Origin of the sequence: Amycolatopsis nalaikhensis, assembly GCF_030264295.1 — a bacterium.
Classification (GTDB): domain Bacteria; phylum Actinomycetota; class Actinomycetes; order Mycobacteriales; family Pseudonocardiaceae; genus Amycolatopsis; species Amycolatopsis nalaikhensis.
Genome location: NZ_CP127173.1, coordinates 4,211,463 through 4,228,589 on the forward strand (window position 1 = coordinate 4,211,463; position 17,127 = coordinate 4,228,589).

A 17,127-nucleotide genomic window follows, 5' to 3' on the forward strand; every position below is an offset into this window, starting at 1 on the left:
ATGACGGCCGCCGCACCGATCCCGAGCGCCACTGCCGTTGCACCGGGAAGCAGACGGCCGGGAGTCGTGACCAAGCGGCTCATGTTCTTCGCCGGCAGCGCGCACCCCGCCCTCGCACATCGCATCGCAGACACACTCGGCGCGTCCATCACCCCGCAGACCGCCCACACCTTCGCAGGCGGCGAAACCTTCGTGCGCTTCGACAAATCCGTCCGGGGCAGCGACGCCTTCGTGCTACACACCGCCACCGATCCGCTCAACACAGCGCTCATGGAACAGCTGATCATGATCGACGCGCTCAAACGAGCCAGCGCCAAACGCATCACCGTGATCTGGCCCTTCTACCCCTACGCCCGCCAAGACAAGAAACACCGGGGGCGGGAACCCATCTCCGCGCGGCTCGTCGCCGACCTGCTCACCACAGCCGGGGCTGATCGGATCATCACCGTCGATCTGCACACCCCCCAGGCCCAAGGGTTCTTCGACGGGCCGGTCGACCACCTCCTGGCCCAGCCACTGCTGGCTGCCCACATCCGGTGGCGCTACCGGCACGCGAACATCACCGTGGTCGCTCCCGACGCCGGACACGCGTCAAACTCGCCGAAACCTGGGCCGAGCTACTTGGCGGGCAACGCATCGCGTTCATTCAGCAGCGGAAGTCCCTGCATGCCGAACATCCCGACACCACCCAGCTCGTCGGCGACGTCACAAACCGACTGTGCGTGGTCGTGGACGACATGATCGACACCGGGACAACGATGATCGGTGCCGCCCGACTCCTGAACGGCGCGGGCGCCGCGGGCGTTCATCGCCGCCGCCACCCACGGCGTGCTCACGGGCGACGCCACTGAACGCCTGAGTTCCAGTGGCATCCAGGAAGTCGTCCTCACCGACACCCTCCCCATTCCCGAAGAAAAGCACTTCACCCAACTCAAGGTGCAGTCCATCGCACCCCTGGTGGCCCGCGCCATCAACGAAATCTTCGCCGACGGATCGGTCACCAGTCTCTTCGACGACCGTCACTGATCAGCGGAGACATCCGCGCCATCACACGCCGCGTTGGGGAACGCACAGTCCTTGCCCGGGTAAACATCCGATCAGCTCGATGCCATTGGGTCCTTCGGCATCAAGCGGACGTAGCCGTCACGGAACCATGGCACAACCGCCGTGTCAGTCCCGGCCGGATGCGCTCATGCAGCGGGAGAACAGAAACCCACCACGAACATCCACCATGGACGTTCTGCCAGTCCTTTCACTCCGGACTAACGAAACCGTCAAGCAGAGTATGATCTACACCACACGCGAACGGCAGGAAACGAGACACTTGATCGTCCAGCCCGGATCGAGCGCACAGCAGGCGCGCAGTCCTCTACCAGGACACGCACCCATCTAGACACGGCGACTGCGGCGAGAAACTGCCCCTACGCTGGCAACAAATCGGGCTGGCCTGAGCAACTCGCGCGGTTCGCCGCGCTGCCAACCGAAGCGGCGCAGCACATCATCGGCACTCGGTGCCCATGCTCATCCTCAGCCGGTTCCAGCGCATGGGGGTCTGCCCAGGGTTCGGTTGACACCGGAGCTGACTACTTCTCAGGCCGCTGCTGCGGTCGTGTAGATGGTCTCAAACTCGACCGGGGTGAGCTTGCCCAGGGCGCGTTGGCGGCGTTTGCGGTGGTACTTCGTCTCGATCCAGGACACGATCGCCAACCGGAGTTCTTCCCGGGTCCGCCATCGCCGGGTATCGAGAACGTTCTTTTGCAGCAACGAGAAGAATGATTCCATCGCGGCGTTGTCACCACAGGCCCCGACCCGCCCCATCGACCCGGTCAGCCTGTGGCTGCGCAGCAGACGCCGGTAGGCTGCCGACCGGAATTGGGCGCCGCGGTCGGAGTGGACGACGGTTCCGGCCGGGTCACGCAGGGCGATCGCGTTGCGCAGCGCGCTGACGGCGAGTGAGGCCCGCATGTGCGAGTCGATGGAGTATCCGACGATCTTGTTGGAGTAGCAGTCTTTGACCGCACACAAATACAGCTTGCCCTCACCGGTGGAATGTTCGGTGATGTCGGTGAGCCACTTGGTATTCGGTGCGGTGGCGGTGAAGTCCCGGCGGACCAGGTCGTCGTGCACCGGTGGCCCCGCCTTGTGGGAACGGCCTTTCTTCTTGGCGTGCGAAGAGAAGATCTGCTGCATGGAGCAAATCCGCCACACCCGGTTCTCCGAGGCGGTGAAGCCCCGGCGGGCGAGTTCGTCGGCGATGAACCGGTACCCGTCGGCCGGATCGTCGGCGTGGATCTCGAGCGCGGCGTTGATCAGGTGCGCGTCGTCGTAGTCCCGCTGCGAGACCGGCGCTGCACACCATTGGTAGTAGGCCTGCCGGGAGATGCCCAGCACCCTGCACGTCACCGCGACCGACACCCTGATCGGGGCGCCGGCCGCGGCCAGTTCACGGACGAGCGGGAAGACTATTTTCCCGGCAGATTGCCTTGGGCCAGGTAGGCCGCCGCTTTGCGCAGGACCTCGTTCTCCTGCTCCAGCAGGCGGTTGCGTTTGCGCAGTTCCCGTAGCTCGGTGGACTCATCGCGAGTCACGCCGGGCCGGGTGCCGTCCTCGACGTCGGCGGCGCGCAGCCAGTTGGCCAGGCACGACTCGGAGATTCCGAAGTCCTTCGCGACCTGCTTCAACGGGGCTTCGCCGCGGCGGGCGACGGCGATCACGTCGTCGCGGAACTCGCGGGGGTAGGGCTTGGGCACGGTGACATCCTTCCAGGCGAGGCCGGAGCCTCACAGGTGAGGTGTTAACCGAACCCTGGGCAGACCCTGGGTCACCAGGTCGTGTTCATCGTCGGGGACATGACCGCCAAGATCGGCGACCCGTCCGGCCGCTCCGACGATCGCCCCGCCCTGACCGACGAGGACATCGCCCGCAACCTCGCCACCTACGGCCAGCAGGTCACCCCGTTCTTCGACTTCGACCGTGCCCAGTTCCGCCACAACGGCGACTGGCTGCGACAGATCACCCTGCCGAAGATCATCGAGATCATCTCGCAGATCCCGGTGTCGATGCCGCTCCAGCGTGAGGACTTCCGCAAGCGCCTCGACGCCGGACAGGGTCTGTCGCTGGCTGAACTGATGTACTCGGTCGTGATGGCGCTGGACTCCGTGGAGACCAACTGCGACCTAGAGGTCGGCGGGATCGACCAGTTCCTCAACATGCAGATGTGCCGCAAGGTCATGGACGTCTGCGGCCAAACCCCCGAACTGGTGGTCGCCACCTCGCTGATCGAGGGCACGGACGGCACCGGGGCCAAGATGAGCAAGTCCAAGGGCAACTACGTGCCGCTGACCGCCCCACCCGGCGAAATCTTCGGCAAGATCATGTCGGTACCCGACCGGCTCGTGGAGCCCTACTTCCGGGCACTGTCGGAATGGCTGGACCCCGAACTCGCCATCACCAGCGATCGTGTGGAGGCCGGGACACTGCACCCGATGGACCTGAAGAAGATCCTCGCCGGGGAGGTCACCGCCGCCATCCACGGCGTCGACGCGGCGATGAAGGCGCGCGAGGAGTTCGTCGCCCGCTTCTCCAAGCGCACCTTCGGCGAGGTCGAGGACCTGCCCACGATCGCCGACCTGAGCCAGCCTGTCACCGAGGTCGTCAAGGCTCTGGGTTTCGCCAAGAGCAACGGCAATGTCCGCCGCGTCGCCCAGCAGAACGGCCTGCGCCTCGTGGTCGAGTCGGAGGGTGGCCAAGAGCAGGTGACGCTGAGCGCCGACGAAACCCGCGAACCGCTGGCGACCCTGGTCAAGGACAAGCTCGACGGTCAGACCGGCGACTTCTACCTCAAGGTCGGCCGTAAGCTCGCGCGCATCAGCACCACCGCCTGATCTGGTTGTGCAGGCTGTCGTCCTGGACCTGTTCGGCACCCTGGTCGCCGCGCCCACTCCCGAGGAACGCGCCAGCGCGGCATCACGGGTAGCGGCCGTTGTTTTTGCCGGTGATCTCTGGCCCCGCGGCTCCGGGTAGTTGTGGCTCCGTCTCGGTTTTCCGGCGGGTTTTGGCCCCACCCGTGTCCGATGTGGACACGCCCACGATGGTGTGAACGATCTTGGTTCACCTGGTTGGAGCGGCAACGATGGGCGGCCTTAACCCCTTGCTCGGTCGTGTCGGAGGCCTGAGTTGTCGTTGTCGCGCGTGGAGTTGTTCGCACGCATTCGTCGTGATCACCGGACGGATCCGGACGTCTCGGTCCGGACCCTGGCCGAGCGGTACCGGGTGCACCGCCGCACGGTGCGGGAAGCGTTGGCCAGTGCCGTGCCCAAGGAACGGAAGAAACCGCCGCCGCGGAAGTCGAGGCTGGAGCCGGCCTACGGGTGGATCGACGAGATGCTGCGGGAGGACCTTCGGGCCCCGCGCAAGCAAAAGCACACCACGATGCGGATCTACCAGCGGCTGATCAGCGAGTACGGGTTCGACCAGGTGGGCAGGACGGTGGTTTACGAGTACGTCGCCCGGCGCCGGCCGGAGATCGTTGCCGAGGCCAAGGCGGGCGCGCTGCATCTGGAGGGGATGGTCCCGCAGGAGCACCAGCCGGGCGAGGAGGCGGAGGTCGATTTCGCCGACGTGTGGGTCCGCGTCCGCGGGGAGGTGCTGCGGTGTCACCTGTTCACGTTGCGGCTGTCGTATTCGGGCAAGGCGATCCACCGGGTGTTCAAGTCCGAGGCACTCGAGGCGTTCATGCAGGGCCATGTCGAGGCGTTCCGGGCGCTGGGCGGAGTCCCGACGCGTCACATCCGCTACGACAACCTCAAGCCCGCGGTGAACCGGGTCTGCTTCGGCCGCAACAGGATCGAGTCCGAGCGCTGGGTCCAGTTCCGTTCGCACTACGGGTTCGAGCCGTTCTACTGCATCCCCGGCAAGGACGGCGCGCACGAGAAGGGCGGGGTCGAACAGGAAGGCGGCCGGTTCCGCCGCAACCACCTGGTCCCGGTCGTCGACGTCGAATCCCTCGACGAACTCAACGAGCGCTGCGCGGCGATCGACCTGGCCGAAGAGGACCGGGTCATCCACGGCCAGCGGGTCACGGTCGGGTTCAAGTTCCGCGAAGAGGCAGACCTGCTGGCGCCGCTGCCGTTCGACGACTTCGACTGCGGCGCGGTCTTCAACCCCAAGGTGGACCGGAACTCTCGGATCACCGTCCGCCAGAGCCTGTATTCGGTCCCGGCCCGGTTCATCGGCCGCACGGTGAGAGTGTCCTTGCGCGCCAACGACGTCGTCGTGTCCGACCGCGGGAAGGTCATCGCCCGGCACCCGCGGCTGACCCAGCGCGGAGCCTCCCACGACGACCTGGACCACTATCTGGAGATCCTGCTGGGCAAGCCCGGCGCGCTGCCCGGGTCGACCGCGTTGGCCACCGCCCGCAAGGAGGGCACGTTCACCGAGGTCCACGACGCGTTCTGGAACTCGGTGCGCCAGGTCCACGGAGACCGCGAGGGCACCCGGCTGCTGATCCAGGTCCTGCTGCTGCACCGGCACCTGGACGCCGAGTTCGTCATCGCCGGCATGACCGCCGCGCTGCAGATCGGCGGCACCAGCCCGGACCTGGTGGCGATCGAGGCGCGCAAGGCAGAGAAAGCCCACCGCGACGCCCGTCCGCTGCTGGACGAGGACGACTGCGCCGAGCTGGGCATCGACACCGCGATCATGCCCGCGATCACCGACGACACCCCCGATCCCCGGGCCCGGCCGCGGACGGTCGCCCCCGGCGGCGGGGCCGACGTGATCACCCTGCACCCACAGGGACCGAAACTCGCCGAGCGGCCGTTGCCCTCGCTCGACATCTACGACCAGCTGCTCACCCGACGCCGGAAAGGCACCAGCGCATGACCACCGCCCCCGCCGAACGCAAAGCCATGCCCGGCACCGAAATGGACAGCCTCGACGCCCTCATCGACCGGGCCTGCCGCAGCCTGGCGATGCCGACCATCCGCGACCGCTTCAGCGAGATCGCCGAGGCCTCGCTGCGCCAGCAGGCCTCCTACAAGACGTTCCTGCTGGAGCTGCTGGAAGCCGAGGTCGAGAACCGCGACGAACGCCGCCGGACCCGGCTGGTCCGCGATGCGAAGTTCCGCCGTCCCAAACGGATCGAGGACTTCAACTTCTCGGTCAACCCGAACATCCCGCAGGAGGTGGTCAACACCCTCACCGAACCGGCCTGGGTCACCGCCGGCCGGCCGCTCTGCCTGATCGGAGACTCCGGCACCGGCAAGACCCACCTGCTGATCGGGATCGGCACCGCGATCGCCGAAGCGGGCCTGAAAGTCCGCTACACGACCACCGCGAACCTGGTCAACGAGCTGTCCGAGGCTGCGAACGAGAAGCAGCTGACCAGGGTTTACGCCCGCTACGACAAGGTCGACCTGCTGTGTTTGGACGAGTTCGGCTACGTCGAACTGGACAAGGTCGGCGCGAAACTGCTGTTCCAGCTGTTCACCGACAGGGAGGAACGCCGCGCGATCGCGATCGCGACCAACGCTCCCTTCTCCGAATGGCCGAAAACATTCACTGACCAGCGGCTTTGCCGCGCGGTGGTCGACCGCATGACGTTCAACGGCACCATCATCGAGACAGGCAGCGAGTCCTACCGCGCCCAAAGCACCCAGGCTCGCCTGCTCGAACAGCGGGAACGCGACACCGTCGACGACGGCACCCAGACCGCCTGACACCCGGCCAAACCCCGGTCAAGCCCCGCCTCGACACCACGAGCCGGGGCTTTTCCATGCCCGCAAACAAAAGGGCCGGCTGCTCACGGCGGACTGTCTTGTCGGAGACAGGTCCGTGAGCACCCGGCCCGCACAAGCTACCGGCTGCCCCTCCCCGTCTCGCCGCCCACGCCCCAGAACTCCCAACATTCACCCAACCAGGGTAGGGCCAAAAACCACCGGAAAACCCATCCGCTGAGAGCTTTCCGGCTCCGTTCCCGACGCCTGCCCTGGGGCCAAGACCCGCCGGAAAAGTGGAGCCACAACTAGGCGGCAAAGACAGGCCGTGGCTGGTTGCGACACCACGACGGTCGAGAGCTACTTCCGCGACACCTGGCACGTCCGCCACGACGGCACCCTGCCCACGCTGACCGACCTCGCCGCACACCTGGTCCGTGTCGTCCACGGACCGGGCGCAGCGGCGGGGCCGGTCGCAGACGAGCTGCGAACGCTCGGGCGAGCTCCGCCTCGTGCCCGCACCGTCGGTCGTCTACGCGCTGAAATCGTTGCGCGCCAAGCGACTGCGACTCGGCATCCTCAGCGACGCCAGCGCCGAGATCGTCGCAGCCTGGCCGAGCGGCCCGCTCGCCGCGCTGGTGGACGCGGCCGTGTTCAGTTGCACCGCCGGAGCCGTCAAACCCGACCAACGGCTCTACGGCCGCATCTGCGCCGAACTGGACGCGCCATCGGACCAGGTGCTCTACGTGGGTGATGGGGGCGGTGACGAGCTACGCGGCGCACTCGCCGCGGGCATGGCAGCCGTCGCGGTCCGTCGTCGTGGCCCCACGAATGCGCTCGCCTTCGGCGACACCGACTGGTCCGGCCCCTTCCTGGACACAGCCGAGCACCTGCCCGCCTACCTCGCGGAACGCGCATGAAAGCGTGGGAGATCCGCAACGGTGACCTGGGCCTGCACGATGTGGGATCAGCTCAGCCGCGCGAGGGTGAGACCGTGGTGCGCGTCAGCCACGTCGGCATCTGTGGCAGTGACCTACCGAAACTGAGGCTTCCCAACGGCTTCGCGCTTCCAGAACCGTGGCGACCAGGCCACGAAATCGTCGGCACTGACCCCACCGGCCGCTCTGTCGCCGTCGACCCGCTCGTGCCGTGTGGCACCTGTCCGCGCTGCGCGACGGGCGACATCCACCTGTGCGCCGGCTTGCGTCGGATCGGCTGGGACGTGCCGGGCGGATTCGCCGAGCAAGTCGTTGTCCCAGCGGAGAACGCGCACCCGCTACCGAACGGCGCAGATCCACTCCACGCGGCTCTCGCTGACCCGGCTGCGGTCGCCATCCATGGCCTGCGGTGCAACCCGATCGCCTCACCAGGACACCTGGCCGTCTTCGGCGCGGGCACAGTCGGCCTTCTCACCGCGCTCTACGCCCATCAGCAGGGCTGGAGAGTCACCATCGTGCACCGCGACGGACGCCCTCCCTTCGACGCCGTAGCCAAGGCAGTGCCGGCCGCGTTCCGATCACCCGCCGCGCTGTACCCGCAGCAGACCTTCGACGTCGTGGTGGACGCGGCCACCGGAGCCGAGCCAATTATGTGTTACGCCGACACCGTGACGAATGACGACGGAACCGCCACCGCGTTTTGCTACTGCGGGTGGTCGGCGGACCACGCCACCCCGGAAGCGGCGGACACCGACGCCGAACGGCACCAGACCGCCGCCGACGCCGCCGAGTCCGCGCTCGCCGCCTGACCCGCCGCCCCCGCACACCCGAAAGGACCGCCCGCGATGACCACGCCCACCCCGCCCGCCGCACCGCCCGCCCCGGCTCCGTCCACCACGCCGCCCGCCCCGGCGGGCGCGCCGAAACGGCTCGGCAACGGTGAACTCCGCGCGATGGTCGCCAAAGTTCTCGCCGACAACGCGGGCACCGACCTCACCCCGCGCACCATCGCGGCGACCCTGAACCGGTCATCCGGGGCGGTCGGCAACGCGTGCAAAGTGCTCGCGGACCGGGGGAAGCCGAGGTCGCTTCCACGTCCCCGCTGGCCTACCGGGCGACCGCGACCACGGCGTCCGCCGCCGCGCCCACGATCACCCCCGCCCCGCCACGCACACCCCGCCCGAAAACCCCGACAACGCCGACCGCCGCACCGACCGCCGCGCCCACGACCACGCCCGCCCCGGCGGGCGCGGGCGGGTCCGCCGTCGGGTCGGCGGGCGTGGTCACCGGTCCGGTGAAACGCCCCAACGGGATGGACTACCACCCCCGGTTGCTGTCCGGGATGCCGGACGTCACCGCACTGCGGCGGTTGCGTGACGCCGGGGTCTCCGCCCTGATGTACGGACCGCCCGGCACGGGCAAGACGTCGGTGGTGGAGGCGGCGTTTCCGGACTGCATCACGGTTCAGGGCGACGGGGACACCGTGGTCGCCGACTTCGTGGGCGACTACACCAAAACCCCGGACGGCGAGTTCGTGTTCGTGCACGGTCCGCTGGTCCGCGCGATGCGGGACGGGGTGCCGCTGTTCATCGACGACGCGACCCTGATACCGCCGACCGTGCTCGCCGTGGTCTACCCCGCGATGGACGGACGCCGCCAGATCGTGATCAAGGCCAACGGCGGCGAGGTCGTGGATGCCGCGCCGGGGTTCTACGTGGTCGCCGGGCACAACCCCGGCGTGCACGGGGCGGTGCTCACCGACGCCCTCGCGTCCCGGTTCTCCGTGCAGGTTCAGGTGTCCAGCGACTACGACCTCGCCGACCAGTTGGGCGTGGACAAGAAGGCGGTGCGCGTGGCGCGCAACCTTGCCACCCGGCAGGAACGGGGTGAGGTCGGGTGGGCACCCCAACTGCGGGAACTGTTGGCGTTCAAGAAGATCGCCGCCGTGTTGGGCGCCGACGCCGCCGCCGGGAACCTCGTGGGCATCGCGCCGGAAGAGGACCGCGCCACCGTCGCCGCCGTGGTGCGCGACGCGTTCGGCCGCACCGTCACCCCGCTCGCCCTGGGTGCCCGCATCACCCCGAAACCCTGACCCACAACCCACCCCGCGAACCGCGACCGTCGCGAAAGGACTCACCACCGTGAGCACCCACTTCACCGCCGACCCGACCGCCACCGGTGCCGCCGTGTTCCCCGCACGCCCGGAATGGCTGACCCTGTCCGCCGCCTTCGCCGACGAGGTCCCGATCATCGCCGACCGCGACGACCTCCTGGTCACCGTCGCCCCCGGCGCGGGCGGGGGTGCCCCGGCGTGTTTCTACCCCGCCCGCGCGCTGATCGAGGTCGACGGCGACCACCTCGGGGTGGACCCCGCCACCGTGGACCCCGCGAACCTGTCCGACCGCCCCCGCTACGCCCCGGCGTGGGGCGCCCTGACCCACGAATGCGGACACGCCAAACACACCGCCTGGGAACCCCCGGACGACGCCCCGCCCGGCGTGGTCGCCGCCGCCATGCTGCTGGAAGAGCCGCGCATGGAAGCCGCACAGGTCCGCCGCCGCCCCGACGACCGCCACTGGTTGCGGGCGTGCGTGAAGGGCATCGTCGCCGCCGACCTGCACCTGTTCGCCGACCCCGCCACCGCCCCGCAAATGACCCCCGCGCACGCCGCCCACACCGCCGCGCTGTTGCTGGGACGCGCGGACGGCGGGGTCCTCACCCGCACCGAGGTCGCCCCCGTCGCCCGTGTCATCGAGGACGTGCTCGGGGCCGACACGGTGGGCAAGTTGCGGGCGGTGTGGCGCACGGCGTTGCGCACCGCCGACGACGACGGCGAGACCATGCTCGCCCTCGGGCGGCAATGGTGCGAGATCCTCGGCGCCGACCCGGACACCGACCCCAACACCCCCGCCGACCCGGACCCCGGCGCGGCACCCGACCCGTCCGGCACCCCCGACCCGTCCGGCGGCACCCCCGGCACCGGTAGCGGTAACGCCCCCGCCGACCCGTCGCCATTGGCGGACGCGATCGCCGCCGTGCTCAACGGGGTGGCGGCGAAGGTGGCGCGGGAGAAGGCACCCGAGGACCCCGCCGCCGTCGCCGCCGCAGAGAAGGCGAAGTCCGACGCCGCCGACAAGGCGGCGCAGAAGGCGGCACGGCGTGTGTTCGCCGCTGGTGGTCCCAGAACCGGTCGCACCCGGCTCGCGGGCACCCGCCCGCCCACCCCGGAGGAGCGCACCGCCGCGCGGGTGTTGGCGCGGGCGTTGGACACCGCCGGGGTCCGGGAACGGGTCGCGGTGAAGTCCACCTCGGACGTCCCGCCGGGACGGTTGCGGATGCGCGGGGTGCGTGCCGCCGAAGCCCAACTCGCCGCCGGGGCGGTCGTGACCGCGCAACCGTTCACCCGCACCACCCGCACCCCGGTCACCGTCCCGCCGTTGCGGGTCGGGGTGGCGTGCGACGTGTCCGGGTCCATGCGGTGGGCGTGCGCGCACGTGGCCTCGGCGGCGTGGATTCTGGCCAACGCCGCCCGCCACACCAGGGTGCCCACCGAGACCGCGAGCGTGATCTTCGGGCACCACGTGCGCCCGCTGACCCACCCCGCCCGCCCGCCGAGGTCACCGAGTTCGAGTCCAACGACAACTGGGAGGACATCCCGGTCGCGCTGGCGGGCGCGTTTGTCTTCGATGTCGCGGATGGCCAGCCAGAGCAGCTTGATCACGGCGTCGTCGCTGGGGAAGTGACCGCGATTCTTGATGATCTTGCGGAGTTGGTAGTTCAAAGATTCGATCGAGTTCGTCGTATAAATGATCTTGCGCACCTCGGGTGGGAAGGCCAGGAACGGGATGAACCGTTCCCACGCGTTCTCCCAGGTGGCGACGGCGGCCGGGTACTTGCGGCCCCACTCCGATTCCGCGAAAGCGCGCAGTTCGGTCTGGGCGGTCTCGGCGGTGGGGGCGGTGTAGATCGACTTGAGCGCGGCCGCGACCTTCTTCCGGTCGCCGTAGGCCACGAACCGCATCGCCGCCCGGATCAGGTGCACGGTGCAGGTTTGCACCGTGGTGTGCGGCCAGGTGGCCTCGATCGCCTCGGGCAGCCCGCTCAGCCCGTCGCAGCAGACGATGAGCACGTCGCGGATGCCGCGGTTACGCAGCTCGGCGCAGACCCCGGCCCAGAATTTCGCGCCCTCGGCTGCTTGCACCCAGATCCCGAGCACGTGCTTGACGCCATCAAGATCGACACCGACGGCCAGGTGCGCGGAGCGGTTACGCACCTGATGGCCGTCGCGAACCTTCACCACCAGCGCATCCAGATAGACGATCGGATAGATCTCCTCCAGCGGCCGCGATTGCCAGGCCTTGACCTCCTCGAGCACGGCGTCGGTGACGTTGGCGATGGTCTCGTGCGAGAGCTCGGTGCCCAGCGTGCGCGCGAGATGATGCTGGATATCGCGCACCGTCATCCCGCCCGCGTACAGCGAGATGATCATCTCGTCCAGACCGCCGGCCCGGCGAGAACCCTTCGGAACCAGCCGCGGCTCGAACGTCCCCGCCCGACCCCGAGGCACCGCCAGCGGCACCTGCCCCACCTCGGTGGCCAGCGTCTTCGGGCTCGCCCCGTTGCGCGAGTTCGGGCTACCCCGCCCGGCCGGATCACCCTTCTCATAGCCCAGATGATCCGCCAACTCCGCCTGCAAACCCCGCTCCAACACCGCCTTGACCAGCTCCGGCAGAAACCCACCCTCCCCGGTCAACGCCAGCCCGTCCTGATCGACCCGATCCATCACCCGATCCAACAAGCCAGCATCCACCAGCTCAGCCACCACATCCCGCGCCGAACCCGACCCCGACAACGGCGGCTCGAACGAGCCCTGCTGCGATTCCTCGGCCACGGTCACTGTGTACTCCATCCAACTCAGAAGTTGATCTCATACACAGAACATTTGACAGGCCCGGCCGATGCCCATGCTGGCAGATCTCGTCGATGCCGTCATCGGTGTCGACACCCATCGCGACACCCACCAGGTCGAACTCGCCGCACCCAACGGCGCGCCGATCGCGACGTGTTCGATCCCCAACACCAGCGCAGGCCATGCCCAGTTGCTGACCTGGATCGGCGAGCACGCCCCAGGCTCCCGGATAGCCGCATCCATCGAAGGCACCCGAAGCTACGGCCGCGGACTCGCCCGAACCCTGACCACCGCCGGGCTGACCGTCATCGAGTGCGAGCAGCCCAACCGCAAAGCCCGCCGCGGCAAAGGGAAATCCGACCAGATCGATGCACACCTGGCCGTTCTGGCGGCACTCCAACAACCTGCCGACCGCCTACCCACCCCGCGCGCCGACGGCGACCGCGAAGCATTGCGCATTCTGCTGTGCGCCCGCAACGAACTCGCCACGGCCGCCACAGCCAACACCAACCGGCTGCGCGCCCTGCTCCGCGACGGTGACGACCACGACCGTGCACTCGCACGTGGTCGACTCTCCGAGACCACGCTGCACGAGTTGGCTCGCCGGAACTCACCTCGCAACGCCACCCGTGAGCACGTCGTACGCTACGCCGAGATCCGACGTCTCGCCCACGCCCTGAACACCCACCGGCGCGAGCTGAAGAACAACGCAGCCCAGCTGGACGACATCGTCAACGACGTCGCACCAGCCCTCATCAGCCAGCCCGGCATCGGCGCGGTGACCGCCGCCCAGGTGATCGTCAGCTTCTCCCACGTCGGCCGATGCCACAACGAGGCGGCCTTCGCCAAACTTGCCGGCACCAGCCCCCTCGAAGCCTCCAGCGGCCGCACCACACGACACCGGCTCAACCGCAACGGTGACCGCGCCCTCAACAGCGCCATTCACACCATCGCCTTGACCCGCATGCGCTGCTGCCCCACCACTCGCGCCTACACCGCCCGCCGCATCGCCGAAGGCAAGACCACCCGCGAAGTCCGACGCTGCCTCAAGCGCTACATCGCCCGTCAGCTCTATCGCTGCCTCACCAACACGATGGCCACGCCCGAACCAACCGACCGCCCCAAAGCGGCTTGACAAACATAGAAGCGTCGACCGGTTGCGCGCGTCCGGGTGCGCCGTGCTGTGGCTGACCACCAGCACCCACGACACCCCGCTCGACGGGTCCACCGTGCACGTGCTGACCGACCCCACCACCACCGCGCGCGCTATCGGGCACGCCGCCACCGCAGCCCTCCGCGCGATCGCCCGCTAGCCCCACTGGTCCGGGGCGGGACGCCCCGCCCCGGACCACCAACCCACGACCACGAGGTGACCCGCCATGACACACGAACACCCCAAAACCGTGGGCGACCTGATCGCCGCCCTGTCCGGCTACGACCCCGCCACGCCGCTGCGGGTCGCCGCCCAACCCGGCTACCCGATGGAGCACATGCTCGCGCGGGTGGTGTGCACCCCCGACGACGCCGAGTCGTGGGGCGTGCGGCCCACCGACCCGCCCGTGGTGTGGCTCGGCACCGGTGAACAGGTCGGCTACCTGCCCGCGATCGCCGCCGACGCCCTCGGGTGGTCGGCATGACCACCACCTCCACCGTGCTCGCGGAGCTGGCCTCGGCCGGCGAGGCCGCGGCGCGAGGCGCCGGCCAAAGGTCGGTGAGCTGAGGTCCATGTCGACCAAGACCGACTTCTACCTCGGGCGCGGCCATGACGCCGAGTGGCTCGGCTCCCTGCAATGGGAGTGCGAACCTGAGAACCTCCTGCGCGTCCCGCCCGGACGCCTCGCGCTGACCGCGACCGACGAGACCACCTACCGCGCCGCTGTCGCCGACCTGTTCATCACCTGGGAGACCGAAGGCATCGGCGCGGCCTACCCCCGCCGAACCGGATGGCCGTGGCCGTGGGCGACCAGCCACGTGAGCAGTTGGATCGTCGCCTTCGACCCCGCCGCCCCCGGCGTGTTCCTCACGGTCGGCGGCGGAGTGCGCTGGGAACCACTCGACCCACGCAACCCCCGCGAACCCGTCCAGGACATCGGACCCCCGGACATCAAGGCGTGGCTGCGCGCACCCGCCGACCCGCCCTCGGTCCCGCTCCCGCTCATGCGCGACCCCGCCACCGGACTACCCACCGCCGCCGGACAGTGCCTCACCAACCCGCACAACGCCGAAGGAGAAGGCCGATGACTGCCCACAACCCACCCGAGGCCGACGTCGTCGCACGCAGCTTCACCGAGAACGGCTGCACGGTGACCTCGATCATCTACGACCCCGCCGACGCACAACAGATCATCTACGGCACCGTCACCCGCGACGGCGTACTCATCGGCAGCTACTACTGCGCCGACCGCATCCGCCAACGGGACTGGCGGATCGTCACCGCCAACGGTCACGACCTCACCGTCGACGGCAATCCCGTCCGCCCGCTGGACGAAGGCTCCGCCGTCATCGTGCTGACCACCATCCTCACCGCACCCAAGCACGAGATCGACCAGCTCCTCCGGGACGCGACTCGCCCACCCCGGTGACCTCGAACCACCAGGCCACGTCTGGCGGACACCACTCACCCGCAACCTGCCCACCTGGAGGACAGCTGTGACCACGCACCACGGCGCGACGACGCCAACAATTCCCGGCACTCTGCCACCCGAGACCGTGTTGCTCGCCCCCACGGTTCCGCCCGCCGTGCCGATGTGCCCGCCCGCTGGGGCGTGGGGGCTCGTCGTGGTCGCCGTACGGACCACCGACGCCGCCGGAGCCCCAGTCCGCTTCACCGGGGACGCCCCCGCACCCGACCCCGCGCACACCGACACCGCCGACCTGTTCGCCGGGGTGTGGCTACCCGAACCGCCGCCCGCCACCCTGCACGCCGGAGACGTCGTCGTGCGCCTGCACACCTCGCCCACCAACCCCGCCCTGACCAATGTCGAGGTCCTCGCCGCGATGCAGGGCGAGTGGCGCACCGTGGGCACCTGGCAGGCAGTGGACGCGCGCTGGCCGCACGAGGTCGCCATGACGGTGCTCGTGCACATGCGCTACCTCGCCGACGCCGCCCTTCAAGACGCGCAGGGGGTGACGCTGACAGGGCCGATCGCCGCCGCCATGCCCGACTGGCTCTCGCGCGGACTCGGCCTCGCCGGCGAGCCCGCGGCCTCGGCGCCTCGCCGCGCACCCGACGGCCTCGCCAAGCTGCTCGAGACCGGACTGCTCGCCGAGGGCGACCAGATCGTGCTCGACGAGCACACCGCCACCGTCCAGGCAGGCGGGGTTCTCCACCACGGACCGGACGAGTTCGCCGTGTCCACCGTCAACGCCCTCGCCACCCACCTCTGCGACTTCACCGCCAACGGCTGGCACCTGTGGCGACGCGCTCACGACAACCGCCTGCTGGCCGACCTACGCACCGAACTCGCCCGTCGCTGAACCGACCACCCGGAAGGACTCCGAGATGACCAGCACAATGACCGAACGAGACGAGACCACCGGCACCAGCCCGCACCACTACCACCACACCCGCACCGTCGAGATCGCCGGACGCACCGTCCGCGCCCACGTCGAACGCGACTTCTACATCAACCAGAGCCGCGCCGTCGCCGAGGTCCTCAACGACCAGATGACCTGGACCATGCTCGCCGCCGACGCGCCCAGCGACTGGTGGCACAACACCCCGACACCAGGCCCCGACATCGACGACCCCGCCCGGTTCCTCAGCCCCGTCACCGAACGCCTCCTCCAGCGCGCCGCCACGATCCTCGCCACCCCACCGAGCACACACACCATCTCGCCCCACCTGCACGGCGCGATCAGCGCGCTCCTGGCGACCAGCTACGGCTACGACGCCGAGCACCGCATCGACCCCGACGACATCACCTGGGCCTACACCCACGGCGGTGCGCTGCACATCATCGAACACCCCGACGGCAGCGTCACCTTCACCAAACACCACCGCGAGGACTGCCCCTTCATCACCAGCCGGGGCGCGCAGGAATGCGACGAGGACTGCTACTTCCCACACCCCGCCGACGCCGAACGCGCACCCGGCCGATGATCCCCACGACCGCCGACTTCTACGACGAAACCGGACGCCGTGCCCGCTGGCTTGGAGCCATCCACGGCAACGCCGACCCCGAAACCCTGCGAGCCCTCGACTCCGGCCGACTCATGCTGGAAGCCACCGACCCGACGACGTTTGCCGACGCCGTACTCGACCTGCTCGACGTGTTCACCCAGCAGAACCTCGGACAAAGTCATCACCCCCGCGACGGCTGGCCGTGGTCATGGCCGGACAGCCGCAGCACCGACTGGATCTACCTCTTCGACCGAGGTCGCGCGTGGGTGATCACCGGCCGCATTTGGAGCTACGCGATGCCGCGCGTTGACCACCCGCCACAACGACCCGCAGCGACCGGGCACGCCCCACCCGAACCCACCCACGACCAGACCGAAAGGCACGACAGCACATGCCCGACCTCCTAGACCTCTCCGCACCCCGGCCGCACTGCCCGGACTG

At 69.1% G+C, this 17,127-nt stretch carries 16 protein-coding genes and 2 pseudogenes; 15 read left to right on the forward strand and 3 right to left on the reverse strand.

The window, feature by feature from the left end:
- Positions 1 to 81: 81 nt before the first annotated feature.
- A pseudogene (locus tag QP939_RS20880) lies at positions 82 to 1,026 on the forward strand (ribose-phosphate diphosphokinase).
- Positions 1,027 to 1,590: 564 nt separating this feature from the next.
- Here the strand turns inward: QP939_RS20880 and QP939_RS20885 are convergent.
- Positions 1,591 to 2,750 (reverse strand): IS3 family transposase gene (locus QP939_RS20885; protein ID WP_434219586.1). Its coding sequence is split into 2 segments (ribosomal slippage): positions 1,591 to 2,469 and positions 2,472 to 2,750, totalling 1,158 coding nucleotides; the frame shifts between segments, so codons are not numbered across the junction.
- Between the two features lie 66 nt (positions 2,751 to 2,816).
- On the opposite strand from QP939_RS20885, the gene tyrS reads away from it, so the two are divergent.
- The 5 genes from tyrS to QP939_RS20910 all read left to right on the forward strand — a co-directional run bounded on the left by tyrS (position 2,817) and on the right by QP939_RS20910 (position 8,463).
- Positions 2,817 to 3,884: a tyrosine--tRNA ligase gene (tyrS, locus tag QP939_RS20890; protein ID WP_285459802.1), complete on the forward strand. Its 1,068-nt coding sequence runs from the start codon at positions 2,817 to 2,819 to the stop codon at positions 3,882 to 3,884.
- A 298-nt stretch (positions 3,885 to 4,182) separates the two neighbouring features.
- Positions 4,183 to 5,883: an IS21 family transposase gene (gene istA / locus QP939_RS20895; RefSeq protein WP_285459803.1), complete on the forward strand. Its 1,701-nt coding sequence runs from the start codon at positions 4,183 to 4,185 to the stop codon at positions 5,881 to 5,883.
- On the forward strand, positions 5,880 to 6,719 hold the full coding sequence (istB, locus tag QP939_RS20900) for an IS21-like element helper ATPase IstB (RefSeq protein WP_285458478.1): 840 nt from the start codon (positions 5,880 to 5,882) through the stop codon (positions 6,717 to 6,719). The genes istA and istB overlap by 4 nt, the downstream gene beginning before the upstream one ends.
- Positions 6,720 to 7,153: 434 nt before the next feature.
- Positions 7,154 to 7,636 carry an HAD family hydrolase gene (locus tag QP939_RS20905; RefSeq protein WP_285458480.1) on the forward strand — a complete coding sequence of 161 codons (483 nt, stop codon included), beginning with the start codon at positions 7,154 to 7,156 and terminating at the stop codon, positions 7,634 to 7,636.
- Positions 7,633 to 8,463 carry an alcohol dehydrogenase catalytic domain-containing protein gene (locus QP939_RS20910; RefSeq protein WP_285458482.1) on the forward strand — a complete coding sequence of 277 codons (831 nt, stop codon included), beginning with the start codon at positions 7,633 to 7,635 and terminating at the stop codon, positions 8,461 to 8,463. Before QP939_RS20905 ends, QP939_RS20910 begins: the two co-directional genes overlap by 4 nt.
- 298 nt (positions 8,464 to 8,761) lie before the next feature.
- On the opposite strand, the gene QP939_RS51835 is transcribed toward QP939_RS20910, so the two are convergent.
- The gene (locus QP939_RS51835) at positions 8,762 to 8,941 is read right to left on the reverse strand and encodes a hypothetical protein (protein ID WP_352251986.1); all 180 of its coding nucleotides are present in this window, start codon (positions 8,939 to 8,941) and stop codon (positions 8,762 to 8,764) included.
- 7 nt (positions 8,942 to 8,948) lie between these two features.
- On the opposite strand from QP939_RS51835, the gene QP939_RS51840 reads away from it, so the two are divergent.
- Entirely contained in the window at positions 8,949 to 9,746 is a 798-nt protein-coding gene (locus QP939_RS51840; RefSeq protein ID WP_352251989.1) for an AAA family ATPase, read from the forward strand.
- 1,560 nt (positions 9,747 to 11,306) lie between these two features.
- Here the strand turns inward: QP939_RS51840 and QP939_RS20925 are convergent.
- Positions 11,307 to 12,551: pseudogene (locus QP939_RS20925) on the reverse strand (IS256 family transposase); the annotation flags it as partial.
- Between the two features lie 61 nt (positions 12,552 to 12,612).
- Here QP939_RS20925 and QP939_RS20930 point away from each other — a divergent pair.
- From QP939_RS20930 to QP939_RS20965, 8 genes are all read left to right on the forward strand, one after another.
- Complete coding sequence (locus QP939_RS20930) at positions 12,613 to 13,698, forward strand: IS110 family RNA-guided transposase (RefSeq protein WP_285458483.1); 1,086 nt, start codon at positions 12,613 to 12,615, stop codon at positions 13,696 to 13,698.
- Positions 13,699 to 13,720: 22 nt separating this feature from the next.
- Positions 13,721 to 13,876 carry a hypothetical protein gene (locus QP939_RS20935; RefSeq protein ID WP_285458484.1) on the forward strand — a complete coding sequence of 52 codons (156 nt, stop codon included), beginning with the start codon at positions 13,721 to 13,723 and terminating at the stop codon, positions 13,874 to 13,876.
- Between the two features lie 66 nt (positions 13,877 to 13,942).
- Positions 13,943 to 14,200, forward strand: coding sequence for a hypothetical protein (locus QP939_RS20940; protein ID WP_285458485.1), 258 nt, complete (start codon positions 13,943 to 13,945; stop codon positions 14,198 to 14,200).
- An 88-nt stretch (positions 14,201 to 14,288) separates the two neighbouring features.
- Positions 14,289 to 14,804: a hypothetical protein gene (locus QP939_RS20945; protein WP_285458486.1), complete on the forward strand. Its 516-nt coding sequence runs from the start codon at positions 14,289 to 14,291 to the stop codon at positions 14,802 to 14,804.
- Positions 14,801 to 15,145, forward strand: coding sequence for a hypothetical protein (locus QP939_RS20950; RefSeq protein ID WP_285458487.1), 345 nt, complete (start codon positions 14,801 to 14,803; stop codon positions 15,143 to 15,145). The genes QP939_RS20945 and QP939_RS20950 overlap by 4 nt, the downstream gene beginning before the upstream one ends.
- A 67-nt stretch (positions 15,146 to 15,212) precedes the next feature.
- Positions 15,213 to 16,040 carry a restriction system modified-DNA reader domain-containing protein gene (locus QP939_RS20955; protein ID WP_285458488.1) on the forward strand — a complete coding sequence of 276 codons (828 nt, stop codon included), beginning with the start codon at positions 15,213 to 15,215 and terminating at the stop codon, positions 16,038 to 16,040.
- Positions 16,041 to 16,065: 25 nt separating this feature from the next.
- Entirely contained in the window at positions 16,066 to 16,665 is a 600-nt protein-coding gene (locus tag QP939_RS20960) for a hypothetical protein (RefSeq protein WP_285458489.1), read from the forward strand.
- A complete protein-coding gene (locus QP939_RS20965; RefSeq protein ID WP_285458490.1) occupies positions 16,662 to 17,093 on the forward strand; it encodes a hypothetical protein in 432 nt (143 codons plus the stop codon). Before QP939_RS20960 ends, QP939_RS20965 begins: the two co-directional genes overlap by 4 nt.
- Positions 17,094 to 17,127: the final 34 nt, after the last annotated feature.